Annotated in this window: 17 protein-coding genes and 2 tRNA genes; 7 read left to right on the top strand and 12 right to left on the bottom strand. The window is 64.2% G+C overall.

Annotated features, from left to right (window positions below):
- Positions 1–94: 94 nt before the first annotated feature.
- Both FJ956_RS16550 and FJ956_RS16545 read right to left on the bottom strand, forming a co-directional pair.
- Complete coding sequence (locus FJ956_RS16550) at positions 95–1,576, bottom strand: ABC transporter substrate-binding protein (RefSeq protein ID WP_140678079.1); 1,482 nt, start codon at positions 1,574–1,576, stop codon at positions 95–97.
- Between the two features lie 230 nt (positions 1,577–1,806).
- Positions 1,807–3,084 carry an acetylornithine deacetylase/succinyl-diaminopimelate desuccinylase family protein gene (locus FJ956_RS16545; protein ID WP_140678081.1) on the bottom strand — a complete coding sequence of 426 codons (1,278 nt, stop codon included), beginning with the start codon at positions 3,082–3,084 and terminating at the stop codon, positions 1,807–1,809.
- Positions 3,085–3,346: 262 nt separating this feature from the next.
- Between FJ956_RS16545 and FJ956_RS16540 the strand changes: the two genes are divergently transcribed.
- Entirely contained in the window at positions 3,347–3,778 is a 432-nt protein-coding gene (locus FJ956_RS16540; RefSeq protein ID WP_140678085.1) for a L,D-transpeptidase, read from the top strand.
- 51 nt (positions 3,779–3,829) lie between these two features.
- On the opposite strand, the gene FJ956_RS16535 is transcribed toward FJ956_RS16540, so the two are convergent.
- The 9 genes from FJ956_RS16535 to FJ956_RS16495 form a co-directional block, all read right to left on the bottom strand.
- On the bottom strand, positions 3,830–4,819 hold the full coding sequence (locus tag FJ956_RS16535) for a lipid A biosynthesis lauroyl acyltransferase (protein WP_140678087.1): 990 nt from the start codon (positions 4,817–4,819) through the stop codon (positions 3,830–3,832).
- Positions 4,820–4,825: 6 nt separating this feature from the next.
- Positions 4,826–5,854: a zinc-binding dehydrogenase gene (locus FJ956_RS16530; RefSeq protein WP_140678090.1), complete on the bottom strand. Its 1,029-nt coding sequence runs from the start codon at positions 5,852–5,854 to the stop codon at positions 4,826–4,828.
- A gap of 37 nt (positions 5,855–5,891) precedes the next feature.
- Complete coding sequence (locus FJ956_RS16525) at positions 5,892–7,163, bottom strand: beta-ketoacyl-ACP synthase (RefSeq protein ID WP_140678092.1); 1,272 nt, start codon at positions 7,161–7,163, stop codon at positions 5,892–5,894.
- Between the two features lie 14 nt (positions 7,164–7,177).
- Entirely contained in the window at positions 7,178–8,365 is a 1,188-nt protein-coding gene (locus FJ956_RS16520) for a beta-ketoacyl-ACP synthase (RefSeq protein ID WP_140678094.1), read from the bottom strand.
- A 57-nt stretch (positions 8,366–8,422) separates the two neighbouring features.
- Positions 8,423–8,704, bottom strand: coding sequence for an acyl carrier protein (locus FJ956_RS16515; protein ID WP_027167184.1), 282 nt, complete (start codon positions 8,702–8,704; stop codon positions 8,423–8,425).
- 237 nt (positions 8,705–8,941) lie between these two features.
- Positions 8,942–10,084: a slipin family protein gene (locus FJ956_RS16510; protein WP_140678097.1), complete on the bottom strand. Its 1,143-nt coding sequence runs from the start codon at positions 10,082–10,084 to the stop codon at positions 8,942–8,944.
- Positions 10,085–10,449: 365 nt separating this feature from the next.
- Positions 10,450–10,517 (bottom strand) — tRNA-Ile (locus tag FJ956_RS16505).
- Positions 10,518–10,592: transfer RNA gene (locus tag FJ956_RS16500), tRNA-OTHER, on the bottom strand.
- Positions 10,593–10,813: 221 nt separating this feature from the next.
- The gene (locus tag FJ956_RS16495) at positions 10,814–11,362 is read right to left on the bottom strand and encodes a histidine phosphatase family protein (protein ID WP_140678099.1); all 549 of its coding nucleotides are present in this window, start codon (positions 11,360–11,362) and stop codon (positions 10,814–10,816) included.
- 164 nt (positions 11,363–11,526) lie between these two features.
- Between FJ956_RS16495 and FJ956_RS16490 the strand changes: the two genes are divergently transcribed.
- The 3 genes from FJ956_RS16490 (at position 11,527) to FJ956_RS16480 (ending at position 15,369) form a co-directional block, all read left to right on the top strand.
- Positions 11,527–12,477, top strand: coding sequence for an AEC family transporter (locus FJ956_RS16490; protein WP_140678101.1), 951 nt, complete (start codon positions 11,527–11,529; stop codon positions 12,475–12,477).
- Between the two features lie 313 nt (positions 12,478–12,790).
- Positions 12,791–14,248 (top strand): NAD-dependent succinate-semialdehyde dehydrogenase, encoded by a 1,458-nt coding sequence (locus tag FJ956_RS16485; protein ID WP_140678103.1) that lies wholly within the window; start codon positions 12,791–12,793, stop codon positions 14,246–14,248.
- Positions 14,249–14,343: 95 nt separating this feature from the next.
- Complete coding sequence (locus FJ956_RS16480) at positions 14,344–15,369, top strand: aldose epimerase family protein (protein WP_140678106.1); 1,026 nt, start codon at positions 14,344–14,346, stop codon at positions 15,367–15,369.
- A 45-nt stretch (positions 15,370–15,414) separates the two neighbouring features.
- On the opposite strand, the gene FJ956_RS16475 is transcribed toward FJ956_RS16480, so the two are convergent.
- A complete protein-coding gene (locus FJ956_RS16475; protein WP_140678108.1) occupies positions 15,415–16,332 on the bottom strand; it encodes a sugar kinase in 918 nt (305 codons plus the stop codon).
- A gap of 157 nt (positions 16,333–16,489) precedes the next feature.
- On the opposite strand from FJ956_RS16475, the gene FJ956_RS16470 reads away from it, so the two are divergent.
- The 3 genes from FJ956_RS16470 (at position 16,490) to FJ956_RS30515 (ending at position 18,453) form a co-directional block, all read left to right on the top strand.
- Positions 16,490–16,933: a FixH family protein gene (locus FJ956_RS16470; RefSeq protein WP_140678110.1), complete on the top strand. Its 444-nt coding sequence runs from the start codon at positions 16,490–16,492 to the stop codon at positions 16,931–16,933.
- A gap of 160 nt (positions 16,934–17,093) precedes the next feature.
- The gene (locus FJ956_RS16465) at positions 17,094–18,251 is read left to right on the top strand and encodes a cytochrome c peroxidase (protein ID WP_246672080.1); all 1,158 of its coding nucleotides are present in this window, start codon (positions 17,094–17,096) and stop codon (positions 18,249–18,251) included.
- Between the two features lie 19 nt (positions 18,252–18,270).
- Complete coding sequence (locus tag FJ956_RS30515) at positions 18,271–18,453, top strand: hypothetical protein (protein ID WP_181170221.1); 183 nt, start codon at positions 18,271–18,273, stop codon at positions 18,451–18,453.
- Positions 18,454–18,529: the final 76 nt, after the last annotated feature.

Raw genomic sequence — 18,529 nt, 5'->3', positions numbered from 1 at the left:
GCATGCCGGCGGCGCGCAAACTGCTGATCTCCCCCCTTGCGGGGGAGATGTCCGGCAGGACAGAGGGGGGGGCGACGGAGCGCAACTTTCGCCCTTAGTCGGTCCACTTCACCTTGGTCAGATCATCCGCCTCGATCGGCCAGTTCGTCCACATGCCCTGCAGCTTGGCGTCCCAGACGCCGATCTTCGGCAGCTCGAACAGGTACACGGCGGGCACGTCGTGCGCGAGAATCTTCTGCGCCGCGCCCAGCAGCTCCAGCCTCTTGTCCTTGTCGACCGTGGCGCCGAGCTCCTTGATGACATCGTTGAACTTCGGATTGTCGTACTGGAAATAGTAGCCGGGCCGCGAATAGATATCGATGTCGTTTGGCTCGACATGGGAAACAATCGTGAGATCGTAGTCCTTGTTGGTGAAGACCTGGCTCAGCCACTCTGCCCACTCGACCGGAATGATCTGCAGATTGACCCCGATTTCCTTCAGCTGGGACTGAATCACCTGGCCGCCGTCGCGTGCGTAGGGCACGGGCGGCAGCTTGATCGTGGCCGAGAAGCCGTTCTCCAGCCCCGCTTCCTTCAGATATTGCTTGGCCTTGGCGATGTCGTGCGGATAGACGCCGGTGAGATCGACATAGCCCGCATCGCCTGGCGAGAAATGAGAACCGATGGGCTTTCCAAGACCGTTCGAGGCCGCGTCGATGATGGCACTGCGATCGATCGCCGAGGCGAGCGCCTGCCGCACCGCAAGCTTGTCGAAGGGCGGCTTCTTGTTGTTGATCGACAGGATTGTCTCGCCCTCGGTCGAGCCGATCACGACGCTGAAGCGCGGATCGGACTGGACCTGACTGAGCGCGTCCTGTGCGGGCATATTGGCGAAAGCCTGGATGTCGCCCGAGAGCAAGGCGGGGACGGCCGCAGCCGCGTCGGGAACGATGCGGAATGTCGCCTTGTCGAGCGCGGCGGGTGTACCCCAGTAGTCCGGGTTCTTGACGAGCGTGATCTCGGAACCCTTGGCCCAGTGATCGAGCTTAAACGGACCGGTGCCGATCGGCTTGTCCTTATTGCCGTCGGCCGATCCCTTCCCCACGATCACCGCCGCAACCTGGCCCATGTCGTAGAGGAAATTGCCCTGCGGACCGTCGAGGGTGACCTTGACCGTCGCTGGATCGACCGCCGTGACATCGGTGATGTGCGCAAAGAGCGGCTTTTGCGGATTGAGCGAATCCTTGGCACGCGCTCGGTCCAGCGAGAATTTCACGTCGTCGGCGCTGAAGGCCGAGCCATCGTGGAACTTCACGCCGGAATGCAGCTTGAACGTAAAGACCTTGCCGTCGTCGGAGACGGCCCAGCTCTCGGCTAGACCGGGCTGAACCTGGCCGCTGTCGTCGATGCGCGTCAGCCCTTCAAAGACATTGGCATAGGTGATTTCGCCGATGGCCGCGGCCGCGCCGGCGGTCGGATCAAGATGCGGCGGCTCGAGCACGATGCCGAGCGTAAGATCGGTGCGGGCGGCAAAGGCCGACGTGGCGGCGGCAAGCGACAGCACGGCCGCGGCCAGGATGGTCTTCCACAGTTTCATCGCTGAACTCCCATTTGCTCGAACGTGCTCAAGCTGGCGGATAGAAGCGTGATTTCGCGCGCGAGTAAATTGCGTTTCGTGCTGCCGAGCGGCGCCGAGGGAAATGTTTTTCCCACCGTCGTCCCGATTAGAGCGCTTCAGCGTTTCACGAAAACGCCGAACCCCTCTATCTCGTTGTCTTTACGCAATTCCGGACGGAAAACCGTGACACACTTTTCCTGGAATTGCTCTTAGCCCGTCGTCCCTCTCAAAAGCACGTTGAGACCGATCGCCATCACCTTGGCCGATTCTACCATGTCGGCGGTGCCTACCCATTCATCGGGCCGGTGGGCGAGGTCGAGAATGCCCGGGCCGTAAGCGATGCAGTCATAGAGGTGGCCGATGCGCGCGACATGCTTCTGGTCGTAGGTGCCGGGCGAGATCACATAGTCGGGCTCGCGGTCGAACACCGCCATGATGCCTTTCGCGACAGCCTGCACCACCGGCGCGTCGCGCTCGGTCATCAGCGGCAGCACCTCCATCAGGTCGCGGATCTCGTAGTCGAATTTCTTGCGCTCGCGTTTCAGCCGTTCGAGAATACCGGTGACTTCGCCCTTGACGGCGACGATGTCCTCTTCGAGCAGGAAACGCCGGTCGATGGTGAGCCGGCACCAATCGGGCACGTTGGGCGAGGGAAGCCCCGGCCGGAAATCCTCGGTCTGGCCGCCGTGGATGGAATTGATGTTCATGGTCGAGCGCCTGGCGCCTTCCGGCACCACCGGCATGCGCGTCATCTTGCTGTCGAGGGCCGGGAACAACTCGTCCTCGAAGGCCTGCAGGACGGCGCCCATGTGGCGTACCGCATTGTCGCCGAGGAACGGCATCGAGCCATGCGCGATCTCGCCCTTGGTCTCGATCTCGGCCCACCAGACGCCGCGATGGCCAAGGCAGATGCGATCCTTGTTCAGCGGTTCGGGGATGATGACGTGGTCGACTTTCGGCTTCGAGAAATAGCCGAGCCTTGCCAGATGGGCGACACCGCCGAAGCCGCCCGATTCCTCGTCCGCCGTGCCTGATATCTCGATGGCGCCGGGGAAATCGGGATAGATTTCCATGAAGGCTTCGACCGCGATGACGGAGGCCGCCAGACCGCCTTTCATATCGCAGGCGCCGCGGCCATAGACCTTGCCGTCCTTCACCACGCCGGCAAAGGGATCAACGGTCCAGCCCTCGCCGGCCTCGACCACGTCGATATGCGAGTTGAAATGCACGCAGGGACCGGGCGAGCGGCCGTCGAAGCGGGCGACGACGTTGACGCGCGGGTAGCGGTCGCTGTCGCCTGGCGCGCCTTCGGCACGAATAAACTCGGTCTCGAAGCCGAGCTTCCTGAGATGCGCGCCAAGAAACTCGGCGCATGGCCGGTAGGCTTCGCCCGGCGGGTTTACGGTCGGAAAGCGGATCAAATCCGCGGTCAGCGCAACGAGGTCGTCGGTCCGGTCCTCGACCGCCTTGAGAAGTCGTTCATTCATCCGGCGGATTGAAGAAGGAACGCAGCACTTTTGCAAGCGACCAGTCGCTCATTGCCGCACAACGAGCCAAGCATGGACCAAACGCCTCGCCTAAACTTCAGAGGGTGCGTGGCGCGGCGGCAACTATACCGCGAAAATCGTTCAAATTCACCACATTGGATTGGCGGATTCGTCAAGGAGTGTGTGGTACTTAACGCATCTGCCGGCAAAAAGATGGAAGAACCGCGCGAATGGCAGGGGGCAATCAAAGGGGTTTGATCGCATGAAAAAGTTCGTTCTCATGGCAACCGTACTGGCAACCGCGTTGTTCGGCATGTCCGTCGCAAGCCGGGCGGCCACGCTGGTCGCCAATATCGACGTCTCGTCACAGACCATGACCGTCAGCAAATACGGCCAGGTGGTCTATCGCTGGAACGTGTCGACCGCGCGCAAGGGCTATTTCACGCCGCGCGGCAGCTACCGGCCGCAATGGACCGCTCGGATGTGGTATTCGCGCAAGTATGACAACTCGCCGATGCCTTATTCGGTGTTCTTCCACGGCGGCTACGCCATTCATGGCACCGGGGCGGTGAGAAATCTCGGGCGCCCGGCGTCGCATGGCTGCGTGCGCCTGCATCCGGCCAATGCCGCGACCTTCTATACGATGGTCAAGGAAGTCGGCTTCGGCAACACGCGGATCGTCGTGACCAACTGATCCGGTCGGCGGAGCGGTTACTAGCCGGTGATCCGGTCGGCGGAGCGGTTACTAGCCGGCTGTCGCCTTCGACTGTCCGCGCTTGCGGCGGCGACCGCTGATTTCCCAGCGCTTGTGGAACCACATCCACTGTCCAGGGTCCTCACGCACCCAGCGCTCGACCACATCGGTGAGCAGCTGGGTGGTCGCAGCAACATCGACGCTGCCGCCTTCGGTGCGCGGCAAGGTCAGCCTGTCCTCGATTTCCAGACGGAAGCGGTTGCCCGGCAGCCTGACGCAGCGGGCGGGATAGACATCGCAGTCATAGTGGCGGGCCAGCATGCCGAGCATCGGGTTGCTCTGGCATGGGCGGCCGAAGAAAGTCGTGTCAACGCCGCCCGAGAATTTCTGATCGACCAGCACGCCGATATTGCCGCCCTTTTCCAGGATGGCGGCAAGGGCGAACGACGCGCCGGCGGCGGAGGGCAGCAGGGCGCCCATCGAGGAGCGGCGCGTCGAGTGGATGTAATCGGCGAGGTAGGGGTTGTTCGGCGGGCGAAACAGCGCCGTGATGTTCATGCCGAAGGTGGCGGCGGCCACCGGCAGCAGCTCGAAATTGCCGAGATGGCCGGTGAACAGGATATGCGGCTTCTTCTCGCCGGCGATCTCGTGGAAATGCTCGACGCCGCCCACCTCGACCCGGCCCGGCTTCGAAGCGTTCGGATCGAAATCGAACAGCGCGTCGAGGAAGATGTACTCGGCCGCGAGGCGGGCCATGTTGCCCCACATGTCGCGCGCGATCAATTCGATCTCGGCGTCGCTCTTTTGCGGATAGGCAAGGCGCAGATTGTTGACCGCAACGCGATGGCGCCCGACCAGAGGGCCGATGCGGCGGGCGACGCGGTCGGCGAAGTTGAGCGCGCTGTCCGGCGGCAGAAGGCGCAGCAGCGAGAGCAGAACGATAGCGAGCTTGGCGACCAGCCAATGCTCCAGCTGGCGCAGTCGCCGGCCGTTGCGGAACATGAAGTCCCGGCGGGCTTTCCTGAACACCTTGCCGACCATCTTGTCCTAGGAAACGCGCAGGATGATCTTGCCGAAGACGTCGCGGCCTTCCATGCGCTTCAGCGCGGCGTCGATGTCGTCGAAGCCGACTTCGGTATCGATGACCGGAGCAACGAGCCCCGCCGCCATCTTCTGCATGGCGTTGGCCATGTTCTCCATGCGGCAGCCGAAGGAGCCGAGCAGCTTCAGCTGCTGCTGGAAGAGCTGCATCAGGTTGACCTGCGTCGACACGCCCGAGGTCGAGCCGCAGGTGACGAGACGGCCGCCGCGCTTCAAGCAAAGCATCGAGCCTGCGAAGGTGTCGGCGCCGACATGCTCGAAGACGACGTCGACGCCCTTCTTCTTCGTCAGCTTGCGCACCACGCCTTCGAAACGATCCTCGCGGTAGTTGATGACATGGTCGGCGCCAAGCGCCTTGGCCTTGTCGATCTTGTCGTTCGAGCCGACCGTGGTGATCACCGTGCAGCCCATCTTCTTGGCGAGTTGGATGGCAGCCGAGCCGATGCCGGAGCCGCCGGCATGGACGAGGATGGTTTCGCCGGGTTCCAGCCTGGCATTGTCGAACAGCATGTGCTCGACCGTGCCGAAGGTGACCGGAGCGACCGCCGCGCCGATTTCGGTGACGCCGGGAGGCGCGGGCACCAGAAGGCGCGCCGGCAGGTTGATCCTTTCCTGGGCGAAGCCGTCGAGATGGAAGCCATGGACGCCGGAAACATGCTCGCAGAGATTGTCGCGGCCTTCGCGGCAGGCACGGCAGAGGCCGCAGGTGCGCGCGCCGTAGATCGACACCAATTGTCCGGGCTGCAGGTTGGAGACGCCCGGTCCGACCGCCTCGACCTCGCCGGCGGCCTCGGCGCCGACGACCAGCGGCAGCTTGCGCTTGGCAAACGCCATGCCGCGCCAGCCCCAGACGTCGATGTGGTTCAGCGCCACCGCCTTGATGCGGAGTGTCACTTCTCCCAGCGAAGGCGGCGGGGGAGGCGGCAGGTCCACCGTTTCAAGGCGGCGGTCCTCGATAAGTTGCAATGCGCGCATGTGGCCTGTCAGGTTCAGTCTGGCTGAAAAAGTCCGCTTAGACCGGTTCCCGCGCCATGACAAGGCAGGTGTTCTGGCCGCCGAAGCCGAAGGAATTCGACAGAACCGTGCCGACCTCGGCGTTGCGCTTCTTGTTCGGCACGACATCGAGCACGATAGCCGGATCGGGATTGTCGTAATTGATGGTCGGCGGGATCACGCTTTCGCGCATGGTCATCAGCGAGAAGGCGGCTTCGACCGCGCCGGCGGCCGACAGCGTGTGGCCGATCATGGACTTGTTCGACGAAACTGGCATCGAGCCGATGCGCTCGCCGAAGACGGTGGACAGCGACAGATGCTCCATCTTGTCGTTTTCCGGCGTCGAGGTGCCGTGCGCGTTGACATATTCGATCTCGTCCTCGCTCATGCCCGCATCGGCAAGGGCGGCGCGCACCGCCGCGATCGCCGGCGAGGCATCTGGCTTGGAACGGGTGCGGTGAAAATCGTCGGCTTTTTCACCGCAGCCGCGTATGACGCCGAGGATCGTCGCGCCGCGGGCCAAGGCGGCTTCCAGCGATTCCAGCACCAGGGCGCCGGACCCCTCGGCGAGCACGAAGCCATCGCGATCCCTGGAGAAGGGCTTTGAGGCCTTCTCGGGAATATCGTTGTGGGTGGAAAGCGCCGAGAGCAGCGAGAAGCGGATCAGCGCTTCGGCGGTGGCCGAGCCGTCGGCGCCGATCGACAGCGCCTTGTCGCACTCGCCGCGCCGGATCGCCTCGACCCCGAGCTGGATGGCGGTGGCGCCCGAGGCGCAAGCGGTCGACAGCGTGATCGGCAGGCCGCGCGTGCCGAAGCGGTCGGCCAGGCGGTCGGCGATCGAGCCGAATTGGGTGGTTTCGAAGACATCCAGCTCCTTCAACCCGCGCGCCACGCGCAGCAACCTTTCGGCACCGGTGTCCTGCTTGTCGGAATTATAGAGCGAGAAACGGTCGGCCCAGTCGAGCTCGACCGGCGGCGAGGCTAGGAACAGCGGGCCACCGAAATCGCCGGAATCGAGGCCTGCTTCCGAGACGGCCTCCTGGGCCGCGGTCTCGGCCAGCTCGTAGGTGAGGTGGCTGGCGCCCTTAGAGCTCGACGGCAGGAAGTCCACCATGCCGGAGATGCGGGTGTTGAGCTGATCGACCGGAAAGCGGGTGATCGGATGGATGCCGGATTTGCCCGAGGTCAGCGCCGCCCAGTTGTCTTTCTTGCCGACGCCGAGCGAGGTCACCACGCCGATGCCGGTCACGGCGACGATAGGCCTGCCCATATGGTCTCGGAGATTGGCCATGTTTGCGTCTCTTTCTAGGCGGCCCTGATCAGCCCCAGGCCCTCGAATTGGTGATAGCCGATGGCCGTTGCAAGGACGCTATTGGGCGCGCCCTCGAATTGCCGTTCCACTGTGGCATCGAAGACGGGATAACCGGCCCGGCGGTCGACGGCCATTGCCGCGAGCGCAACCGCAAAGGGGAATTGAGCCTCCTTCATGTGGCCGGTCAGCGTCGAGAAGGCGCGCACGGCCAAGGCCGGGTTTTCATCGAGAACCACCTTTTCGGCCGCCGTGGCGGCGTGGGCGCCGGAGGCGGCGGAAATCGTCAGCAGATCGCCGTCGGGAAGGGCGGCCTGCTTCAGCAATGTGGCGATTTCGGCATCCAGCTCGCCGCGCCGGCGCCTGGCGCGGCCGGAGACGACGGGGCCAAGCTCGGCGTAGATCTTGCGGCCGCGGTTTTGCGCGTGCTCGCGCTGTTCCAGCACCAGGAAGGCGCCGCCGGAGCCCGTCACCACCCCGCCGCCTTCGGCGCCCTGGCGTTGCCAGACCGGCTTCCATGGGCCGCGATGCAGGTAACCGGCGAGCTCATAGCCGAGCAGCATGTCGGAATGCTCGGTCTGAAAGGCGCCGCCGACCAGAACATGGGTCGACTGTCCCGAGCGGATGCGCGCGGCCGCCGTCTCGACGGCCGAGACGCCGGCGCCTTCCTCGCCCATGAAGGTGCGCGACGAACCGGTGACCTTGTGGACGATCGAGATGTTGCCGGCGAGCAGGTTGGAGAGCTGGGCCAGGAACAAAGTCGGCCGCAGTTCCGTGGTCAGCTTCTCGTTGAGCAGCACGTCGCGGTCGTTGCGGCTCTCGGAAGCCGCCAGGATCGCGGCATCGACGGCTTCGTCGCGCTCACCGCCACCGGCCGCCACCACCATGTCCATGGTCGTGCAAAGCTCGTCGTCGCCCTTGATGCCGGCATCGTCGAGCGCCAAGCCGGCGGTGTAGGTGCCGAGACGCTGCCAGGTTTCCATCTGGCGCTGGTCGCCGCGCTTGGCGATCTGCAGGTTCCAGTCGATCTCGGGCAGGGGATGGATGGTGTAGGGCGCAAAGCGCTCTGCCTCGAGCACCGGCTCAAGGCCCGGTCGGGTGAGCTTCTGCCAATGCGCATCCGGACCCTCTCCAAGCGAAGAGACAAGGCCGATGCCAGTGATGACGACGTCGTGAGAACTCATGGGCGGCTGTTGTGGGTCAGGCGGGAGAGCGCGTCAAGTTCACGCGCTCTGTGGAACTCAGGCGGCCTTAGCCGCGACCAGCGCGTCGATCTTGGCGCACAGGTTCTTCATGACGAAGTAGTCGTCGGTCGAGGCCTTGCCGTCATTGACCTCCTGCGTCCACTTCTCGAGCGGCACCTTGATGCCGAATTCCTTGTCGATGGCAAAGACGATGTCGAGGAAATCGAGGCTGTCGATGCCGAGATCGTCGATGGTGTGGCTCTCGGGCGTGATGGTGTCGATATCGATCTCGCTGGTGTCGGCAATGATCTTGGCGACTTTCTCGAACGTGGTGGACAAGGGCTCTTCCTTCGGGTTGCGGGCGGAATCTGTCCGCATCTTGTTTGGGCGCTGTCTAATCGGTTTTTCCCGGCAGGAAAAGGCCTGATGCGCCGGGGGCAGATGGGTAGAGAGTCGGGGAAACGCAAGAAGGGCCGCCGGTCGATCCGGCGGCCCTTCCCATTTTACGCAGAGTCAGCTTTTCATTTCGATGCATGTCGTTGTCCCAAAACCGGAACCGCTTTTGGGCGACATGCATCAGTCGCGGAGCTTGACGAGGTCGTTGAGCAGTCCGCCCGTCCCGTTGTGGACGGTGAGCCGCTCGACCTTGCCGGCGATGGCTTCGAGAGCCTCGAGCTCCTTCAGCCGCAGCATCACCGGGTTCTCGGCCATCACCTTGGCCGTGTTGAGCAGCGAACGCGTGGCGTTCGTCTCCTCGCGGCGGCGGATGACGTTGGCCTCGGCCTGCTTCTCGGCCGCGACCACCTGGTTGAGGATCTCGCGCATATCGCCCGGCAGGATCACATCCTTGAGGGCGATATCGCTGACCTCGACGCCGATCGCGGCCATGTCGTCGCGCACCTTGGCCGCCGCCTCCTCGTCGACCGTCACCTTCTTGTCGAGGATCTGGTCGAGCGTGAGCGTGCCAAGCGTCTTGCGGAAGGCATACTGCAGGGCGCGGTAGAGGGCTTCCGAGAAGTCCTTCACCGTGCTTACCGCCTTGACCGGATCGACGACCCGGTATTCGGCGGCGATGTTGACGCGGATCGTCACGCGATCCTTCGTCAGCATTTCCTGCCCGGCGACATCGAGCGACTGACGCTTGATGTCGACGACCTTCACCTGGACCATGCGCCCGACATTCCAGAAGGCGTGCACGCCCGCTTCAAGCGTGCGGGCAAGGACGCCGTCCACGAAGAGCAGCCCGACCTGACCGTCCACGACCGGGTTGAGGAACATGTGCTCCGTCTTGCGGGCCTGGCCGATCCGACGCATCAGGGCTGGATCGACGGCGAGATCGGCCGCCGTGTCGACGGCCGTCACCTTCCACGGACCGGCATCCGTCCAAAGCACGAGCTTGCGGTCCGGCGACAGCACGGCATGGAGCGCGCCGTCGCGTTCGACCACGGCAATGTCGGTGCGCCCGGTGCGAACGACGGTGAAATGACGCGCGGCCACGTCCGGGAGCTTGTCGAACAACGCCTTCTCGTAAGCCGAAACGAATTCCGGGTTCTTCAGGTCGTGCCTGGAGATTTCCAGGTTTCCGCGCCGGTTGGCGAGCCAATGTTCGCCCGGCATCAGGATCGCCTGGATCTCGCCCTTGTAGAGGGCAACGGCACGCTCATTTTCCTTTACGAGGACGCGCTGGCGTCCAAGAGCCTTTTCGAGAATGGTCTTCATTGTCTTACTCCTGTCGGGCATGGCCCCATGCGAGGCGTCACGTCATGCGTCGATCATCCTTTCGTTTCTCGTTTCACGTCGTCGTACTTCATGTCCCGGGCACGAATGATCCGGGGACCGGTGGCATCGATCCGCGGCGGGCCTTCGGGAGCGGATCGCGGGGCGGCGAAGCGGGCGCCGGAAGCCGAAGCTTCCCTTGCCGGCCGCGCCGCGCCTTGATCGTCACCGCGGGCCTGGCCGCGAGCCGATGGCGCAGAACATCGCCGCCCGGCAAGGCCGAAGCCCTGCCGTCCGTGAAGTCCTCGCATTCCGGTCCCCGGACCGTTTTGGATAACACCACCTGAAGGTGTCGGCTTATCAGGCCGTTGGAGAAGGAATCGAACCTTCGACAGTCAGATTATGAGTCTGATGCTCTAACCAATTGAGCTATCCGTGGTGCTGATGAAGGGACTCGAACCCCTGACCTCCGGACCCAAATCCGGCGCTCTAACCTCTGAGCTACATCGGCGATCCCAACCCCCGAAACGGCGCCGTATACAGGGCGGCAAAGCCGCCTGCACGGGCGGAGACGAAAGCTCCAACCGTTGTGCTCGCTTCGGTTTTCGTGACCGGGAGCGCGCCTATAGACCCTGCGACGGGTTGTCGCAAGCGGCATTGTCGCGGCGGATTTGCGGCTTCTTCCGGATGTGGTATTTCGGCCACAGTAGCGAGCCGCGCAGGCCGGCGCCCTCAGAAGGTGACCCGGCCGAGCACCTTGAGGCCGTCGCCTTCCGGCGCCACCACCACGGCTTCGCCCTCGCGCGGCGCAACACCGGTAAGCGCCTCGATGTTTTCCACATGCGTGACCAGCACCAGATTGTCGGAGCCGGAATAGCCGCGGATCTCCTTCATGACCGCTTCCATTTGCGCGGCCTTTTCGGCCGGGTCGGCCTTCAGCAGGTCGAGCGGCGCGAAGGGCTGCGGCTCGGATTCGAAAGCAATGCGGGCAGTGTCGAGGCAGCGGCAGTAGCGGCTCGAGAGCACGTGATCGATCGGCGCCGCGCGGGCCGCGAACAGCGCGCCGATGCGGCTTGCCTGCTGCTTGCCGCGCTCCGATAGGTTGAGCTGCGTGGCGCAATTGCCGATGTCGAAATTGGCCGGGTCGGCAGCTCCGGTGACGAAGGCATGGCGGAGCAGCACGACATGGCCGCCGTCGCGCAGCAACGCCCAGCCGGCGTCCGTCGCGTGGGCAAGGCTCGGAGAGGCTAGGAGAAAAAACGCCAGAACAATTCGCAGCATCGGAAGTCCTTTGGCGGCCCGACGGGGGGCCAAGACCGTGATTGGCATATAGGGACCGCAAAGCCGGCCGGAAAACAAGCAGCGGCGCCGGGGAATGGCGCACGGCGCCAATTGCATGGCGATCAGTGCTCGCCTATCACGGGAAAAATGTCTCCGCCCGGAAAATGACTCCGCTCACCGAAACCGTCCTCTTCGTCTTCAGCCTTGTGGCGCTCGGCTATCTGGCCGGGCTCACTGGCTATCTGAAGCCGGCGAGCGGGGAGGGCATTTCCGAATTCGCCGTCAACGTGGCGATGCCGTTGCTGCTCTTCCAGACCATGGTCAAATCGGACTTCCATGGCGTCACGCCCTGGTCGCTGTGGGGCGCCTATTTCGCGGCCGTGGCCATCATCTGGGCCGCGGGCCATCTGGTGATGACGCGGCTGTTCAGGCGAGATGCGCGCGCGGGCATAGTCGGCGGCGTGTCGTCGGCCTATTCCAACGTCGTGCTGCTCGGCGCGCCCTTCATCCTCGGCATCTTCGGCGCCAGCGGCTTCGAGGTGCTGTCGCTGCTGGTCTCGGTCCACCTGCCGATCATGATGATGGCCTCGATCGTGCTGTTCGAGATGTTCGGGCGCGGCAGCGGCAAGACGGTCCATCCGCTGCGCGTCGTCAAAAGCTTCCTCAGGCGGCTGTTCATCAATCCGCTGATCATCGGCATCCTGGCGGGGCTCGCCTGGCGCCTCACAGGTGCTGCGCTGCCGGACCTCATCGAACGGCTGGTCGACACGCTCGCCGACACGGCCGGTCCGGTGGCGCTGTTCGCCATGGGGCTCAGCCTGCGCCGCTTCGGCATTTCCGGCAATATCCGGCCGGCGCTGGCATTGTCCGGACTGAAACTGTTCCTGATGCCGGCGCTGGTGCTGGCGTTCGTGTGGCTGCTCGGCCTGCCGCCACTGACCGCCAAGGTCGCCGTGGTGGTTGCAGCACTCCCTTCGGGCATCAATTCCTACCTGATCGCCGTCCAGTTCAACAGCGGCCAGGCGCTGGCCTCGAACCAGATGACGCTTGCCACCGCAAGCGCGGTGGTGACCACGTCGTTCTGGCTGACGGTGGTGATCCACGTCTTCGGATAAGGAATGTTGTTATTCAGGTGAGGCCGGCCTGCAAACACCGATTTCCTGCGCTTCCGGTGCTCACGTACTTTAAGTACGCTCCGCTCCGGTTCTCGGAAATCGCTATTTTCGGCTCGGTCTGACCTGAATCTCAACATCCCTACCAGCGATTGAGGCGGCTCGCCTTTGCTGGCCCAACCCCTATATGCCATCTTGTGATTGCTTGCCCGCCTTTCCCTAGGTAAGAGCAATGCGCCGGCGTGCGGCTCTTGAAGCACGCTTCAACGGATATCCAGAAAAACGGCCGATCAGCGCGCCGAACGGAGGCCAGACCATGCTTCAGAAAACCAGCCATTTCATGCGCCAGGCCAATCTCATCAATGGTGAATGGGTGCAGGCCGACAGCGGCCAGACCATCGACGTCAACAATCCGGCGACGGGCCTCAAGATCGGCACCGTGCCGAAGGCCGGCAAGGCCGAGACCCGCCGCGCCATCGAGGCCGCCGAGGAAGCCTTCAAGAGCTGGCGCAAGACCACCGCGCTCGAGCGCTCGAAGCTCCTGCGCAAGCTGCATGACGCGATGATGGACAATCAGGACGTGCTGGCCGAGCTGCTGACCATCGAGCAGGGCAAGTCGCTCGCCGAATCCAAGGGCGAGATCGGCTCGGCCGCGGCCTACATCTTGTGGTTCGCCGAGGAAGGCCGCCGCGTCTATGGCGACATCGTGCCGTCGCCATGGGGCGACCGCCGCATCCTGGTGACCAAGGAGCCGGTCGGCGTCATCGCCGCCATCACGCCGTGGAACTTCCCGTCCTCGATGCTCGCCCGCAAGATCGGACCGGCTTTGGCGGCCGGCTGCACGGCGGTGGTCAAGCCCGCCTCGCAGACGCCTTACTCGGGCCTCGCCTGGGGCGCGCTCGTCGAGGAAGTCGGGTTCCCGAAGGGCGTCGTCAATGTCGTCACCGGTTCGGCCGGCGAGATCGGCGACGAGATCTGCGCCAACCCGCTGGTCAAGAAGATCACCTTCACCGGCTCGACCGAGGTCGGCAAGATCCTTATCCAGAAGTCCGCCGCGACGGTCAAGAAAGTGTCGATGGAGCTCGGCGGCAACGCGCCGTTCCTGGTCTTCGACGACGCCGATGTCGACCGCGCGGTGGCCGGCGCCATCACTGCCAAGTACCGCAATTCCGGCCAGACCTGCGTGTGCACCAACCGCTTCCTCGTGCAGGCCGGCATCTACGACAAGTTCGTCGAGAAGCTGGCCGCGGCCAGCAACGATCTGAAGGTCGGCTCGGGCCTGGAGGAAGGCGTGCAGCAGGGGCCGCTGATCGACGAGAAGGCGGTCGAGAAGGTCGAGGAATTCATCGCCGACGCAACCTCGAAGGGCGGCAAGGTCGTCGCCGGCGGCAAGCGCCATGCGCTGGGCGGCTCGTTCTTCCAGCCGACGGTCATTGCCGACGCCACGCCGAAGATGCGCTTCATGAAGGAAGAGATCTTTGGGCCGATCGCGCCCGTGTTCAAGTTCGAGACCGAGGAAGAGGCGGTCGCCTTGGCCAACGACACCGAGTTCGGCCTCGCCGCCTATTTCTACACCGGCGATCTCGGCCGCGCCTTCCGGGTGATGGAAGGCCTGAAATACGGCATGGTCGGCGTCAATGAAGGCCTGATCACCACGCCCGAGGCGCCGTTCGGCGGCGTCAAGGAATCCGGTCTCGGTCGCGAAGGCGGGCATCAGGGCATCGAGGACTATCTCGACACCAAATATGCCTGCTTCGGCGGCCTCGGACTCTGATATCGATCCCTGGGACAGGGCAGGCGTTTGGCCTGCCCTTGCCGGATGACACGCGGCCGGACTAAATCCACGGATCAGGAAATGACATTTCGGGCATGGCGATGAAAGACGGCGAGGTCTTCGGCACGACGCAGGCGGGCGAGGCCGTGCGCCGCTTCACCATTCGCGGCGGCGGCATCACGGCCAACATCATCGGGCTCGGCGCCATCATCCAAGACCTCAGGCTGAGCGGCCATGACGCGCCGCTGGTGCTGGGCTACGACCGCTTCGAACCCTACGAGACCGACCGCGCCTTCTTCGGAGCGGTGGTCGGCCGTTTCGCCAACCGCATCGGCGGCGGCCGCTTCACCATCGCCGGCAACCGCTACCAGACCGAGCGGAATTTTCTCGGCAAGCACACGCTGCATGGGGGCTCGGAAGGCTTTTTCCACCGGCCATGGACCGTCTCGCTGCACGGCCGCGATTTCGTGACGCTGACATTGCACGATCCGGACGGCGCCATGGGATTCCCGGGCGCGCTCGACGTCACCTGCACCTACCGGCTGAAGATCCCCGGCACGCTCAGCATGGAGCTGACCGCGACTTGCGAGGAGCCGACGCTCTGCAACCTCGCGCAGCATTCCTATTTCAATCTCGACGATGGCGGGGCGGGCGACATCCTCGACCATCGGTTGATGCTCAACGCCGGCGCCTACACGCCCGTCGATGACGAGATGATCCCGACCGGCGTGGTGAAGCCGGTCGACGGCACGCCTTTCGATTTCCGGCAGGCGCGGGCGCTGCGCATGGAAATGGAAGGCGAGCAGCTTCGCTATGACCTGAATTACTGCCTAGCCTCCAGCCGCGGGCCGCTACACCAGGCTGCCTGGGTGCAAGGCGCCAATTCCGGCGTCGAGATGGAAGTGTGGACCACCGAACCGGGACTGCAGCTCTATAGCGGTCAGTTCGTCGCGCCGACGTCGCCGGGTCTCGACGGCCGCCGCTACAGGGCGTTTTCGGGCCTCTGCCTCGAAGCGCAGACATGGCCGGACGCGCCGAACCGGCCCTATTTCCCGCAGGCGACGCTGTGGCCGGGGCAGATCTACCATCAGGTGACGGAATACCGGTTCCGCTTACCCTAAAGTTTGCCGATATTGAAGTGATGTCTGTCTAAGCTTCGATAGCGCTTAACTGTCGAAGGCCATCCTCAACGTCTCGAACGGAGCCAGCGCGCCGCGAACCTGCACGACCGCGGCGGCGACTTTATGCGCGCGGCGAGCAGCGTCGGCGGGCGCATGGCCGGCAAGCCGCGCGGCGAGATAGCCGCCATTGAAGGAATCGCCGGCGCCCGTGGTGTCGACGGGGGCGGCCACATGCACCGCGTCGACAGTTTGCGAAGCGCCGTTCAGCGCAATCAGGGCTGGCTGCTCGCCATTCTTGACCACGACCTCGCCGGTCAGCTTGCCAAGGCGCTCAGCCGTCGCCCGCGGCGTCGCGTCCCCGAACAGCAACTGCTCGTCCGGAAAGGTCGGCAGCGCGATGTCGGCGACGCCAAGCGCCTCCAGGATCGCCGCCTGCGCCGCCTCGCGGCTTGGCCACAGACGCGGCCGGTAGTTCGGGTCGAAAGCGACGAGCGAACCGGCCTTGCGGGCCGTCGCCACGGCTGAAAGCAGGGTTTTGCGCGCCACCTCGTCCAGAATTGCCAGGGTGATTCCGGAAAAATAGACAAGCGCCTGGTTTTCAAGGCTTTTTGCGAGTGCTGCCGGATCCGAGGCGAGCTGGCGCGCGGCCGCGTCGCTTCGCCAGTAGGTGAAGGCGCGCTCGGCTCCGGTGAGTGTTATGGCGTAAAGGCCGGGGCGCGCGCCGGCAATGACCGGACTGTTGCCCACGCCTATGCCGTTCTCGGCAAGGAAGGCGATCTGATCGCGCGAGAAGGGGTCGTCGCCGAAGGCCGACACGTAGGTCGCGGGCCGATCCGGGCTCAAGGCGTGCAACGCCCAGAGCGTGTTGAAGGTATCGCCGGCAAAACCCATGCGCCAGTTCGGGCCGGTCTGGCCCGACAGTTCCAGCATGCATTCGCCGATCGACGCGATACCCTTGGCCATGCGGCTTGTCCCTTCCTAAGATCTTGTTGCTGTAGCTTTTTGCGGCCGGCAGCGCCATGCTTGGCTAGCGGCGAATTTTGCGCCAGAAGCGATTTCCCACAGGCAGGGCGGGACGCCACAAGCGGCCCGCGACGTTAGCAGCCGAAGAGGAACGGGTTTGGCATCGATATGGCGTTACATTCTTGCGGGTCTCGGCCTGGCCGCTCTGCTGGTCGGCATCGTGGCCGCGGTCTATCTGACGCTGCCGCAAGCGGCCTCCGGTCCGGACATTTCACGCTCCAAGAAGACGGCGAACGGGCTGTTCGTCGCGAGCTTCGAGCCGGAGCGCGGCGTCGTCCGGCAGGGCGAGCTGCAGTCCTGGCTGCTGACTTTGAAGACCGCCGCCGGCGCGCCGGTGGAGGGGGCGGCCATCACCGTTTCCGGCGGGATGCCGCAGCACGATCACGGCCTGCCGACCAGTCCGCAGGCGACCGACTACCTGGGTCAGGGGCGCTATCGCATCGACGGCGTGAAGTTCACGATGAGCGGCTGGTGGCAGCTGCACTTCGGTATTTCGGCGGCGGCGGGTTCCGATTCCGTCGTCTTCAACATCGTGTTGTGAGCGGGCGATGAGGCGGCTGACCAGCGTTGTTAGAGCGGTTCAGCGTTTCACAGAATCGCGGAACCGCTCTAAATCTTTGTTTTTGCGCAATTCCGGACGGAAAACCGCTGCGCACTTTTCCTGGAATTGCTCTAGCCTGCTGGCTTTAGCCGCTCTCGTCTTGCTGGGCGGCTGCGGCGAGCCGCAGTTCAGCGACGCCGAGAAGAAGACCATCGCGTCGCTGGCGCTGAACACGCTGCCGTCATTGAAACCCGACACCACGAACCAGTATGCGGATGTGCCGGCGGCCGCCGCGCTTGGCTCGACGCTGTTCTTCGATACCGGCATGAGCCGCGACGGAACGGTGTCCTGCTCGACCTGCCACAAGATCGACCGCCAGTTCCAGGACGACCTGCCGCAGGCGGTCGGCGTCAGCCGCACCAACCGCCGCACCATGCCGCTGGCAGGCGTGGCCCGCAATCCGTGGTTCTTCTGGGACGGCAGGCGCGACAGCGTGTGGGCGCAGGCGCTGACGCCGCTCGAAAATCCGCTGGAGCAGGCAGGCAACCGGGCCGCTTTCGCGCATTACATCAAGAAGCGGTTCGGCGAGCGCTATGAACGCATCTTCGGGCCGCTGCCGGACCTTTCGACCGTGCCGGCCAGTGCCAGCCCGCTTGGCACGGATGCCGAGAAGGCGGCGTGGAACGCCATGCCCACCGGCCAACAAGACGACGTCAACCGCGTCTTCGCCAATATCGGCAAGGCGATCGCCGCCTTCGAGCGCTCGATCGAGCCCGAGCAGACGCGCTTCGACCGCTTCGCCATCGATCTCGCGACCGGCGCCAAGCCGGTAGGGGATGCGGTGTTTTCGCCGGAGGAGGTTCTTGGGCTGAAGCTGTTCATCGGCAAGGCCAATTGCGTGACCTGCCACAACGGGCCGCGCTTCACCGACAACTCCTTCCACAACACCGGCGTGCCGCCCGTCGACGGCTTGCCGCCGGACCGCGGGCGCGTCGATGCCGTGGCGCAAGTCGAGGCCGATCCGTTCAACTGCCTGGGCAAGTTCCGTGACGGCGACGAAAGCGCCTGCCGCGAGCTGCGCTTCATGGTCAAGGATGGGCCGCAGATCGTGCGCGCCTATAAGACGCCGTCACTCAGGGGCGCAGCGGACCGGCCGCCCTACATGCATGCCGGGCAGTTCGCGACGCTCGGTGAGGTCGTGGCGCATTACTCGAAGGTGCCGCTCGCGGTCGAGGGCGTTTCCGAAGTGCACCCGCTCGACCTTTCCGAGCGCGAGCGGGCGGCGCTGGTGGCTTTCCTGAAGACGCTGTCAGAATAAAGGGATAAGAGGTGATCCCATGAACCGAAAAACAATTCCCGTCGAAGATGCTGCCAAGGACTGGTTTAACGATCCGGAATTTGTTGCTGAATTCGAAGCCTTGGAGGCGGAATTTGCGGTTGCCGAGGCGTTGATCGGGACCAGCGAGGAGATCGATCAGATGAGGAAGCCTCGCGCTAGTGGCACCGCACAGGGATTTTGACCGGTCGGCTCTGTTTGCGTTGGCAGGTGGCATGCGTTGGAGATTGGCCGAAACGCGCAATCGCGATCGTCATTCT

Source organism: Mesorhizobium sp. B2-4-3 (genome assembly GCF_006442815.1).
In the GTDB taxonomy this organism is placed as follows: domain Bacteria; phylum Pseudomonadota; class Alphaproteobacteria; order Rhizobiales; family Rhizobiaceae; genus Mesorhizobium.
This window is presented reverse-complemented; position numbering and strand designations above follow the sequence as displayed.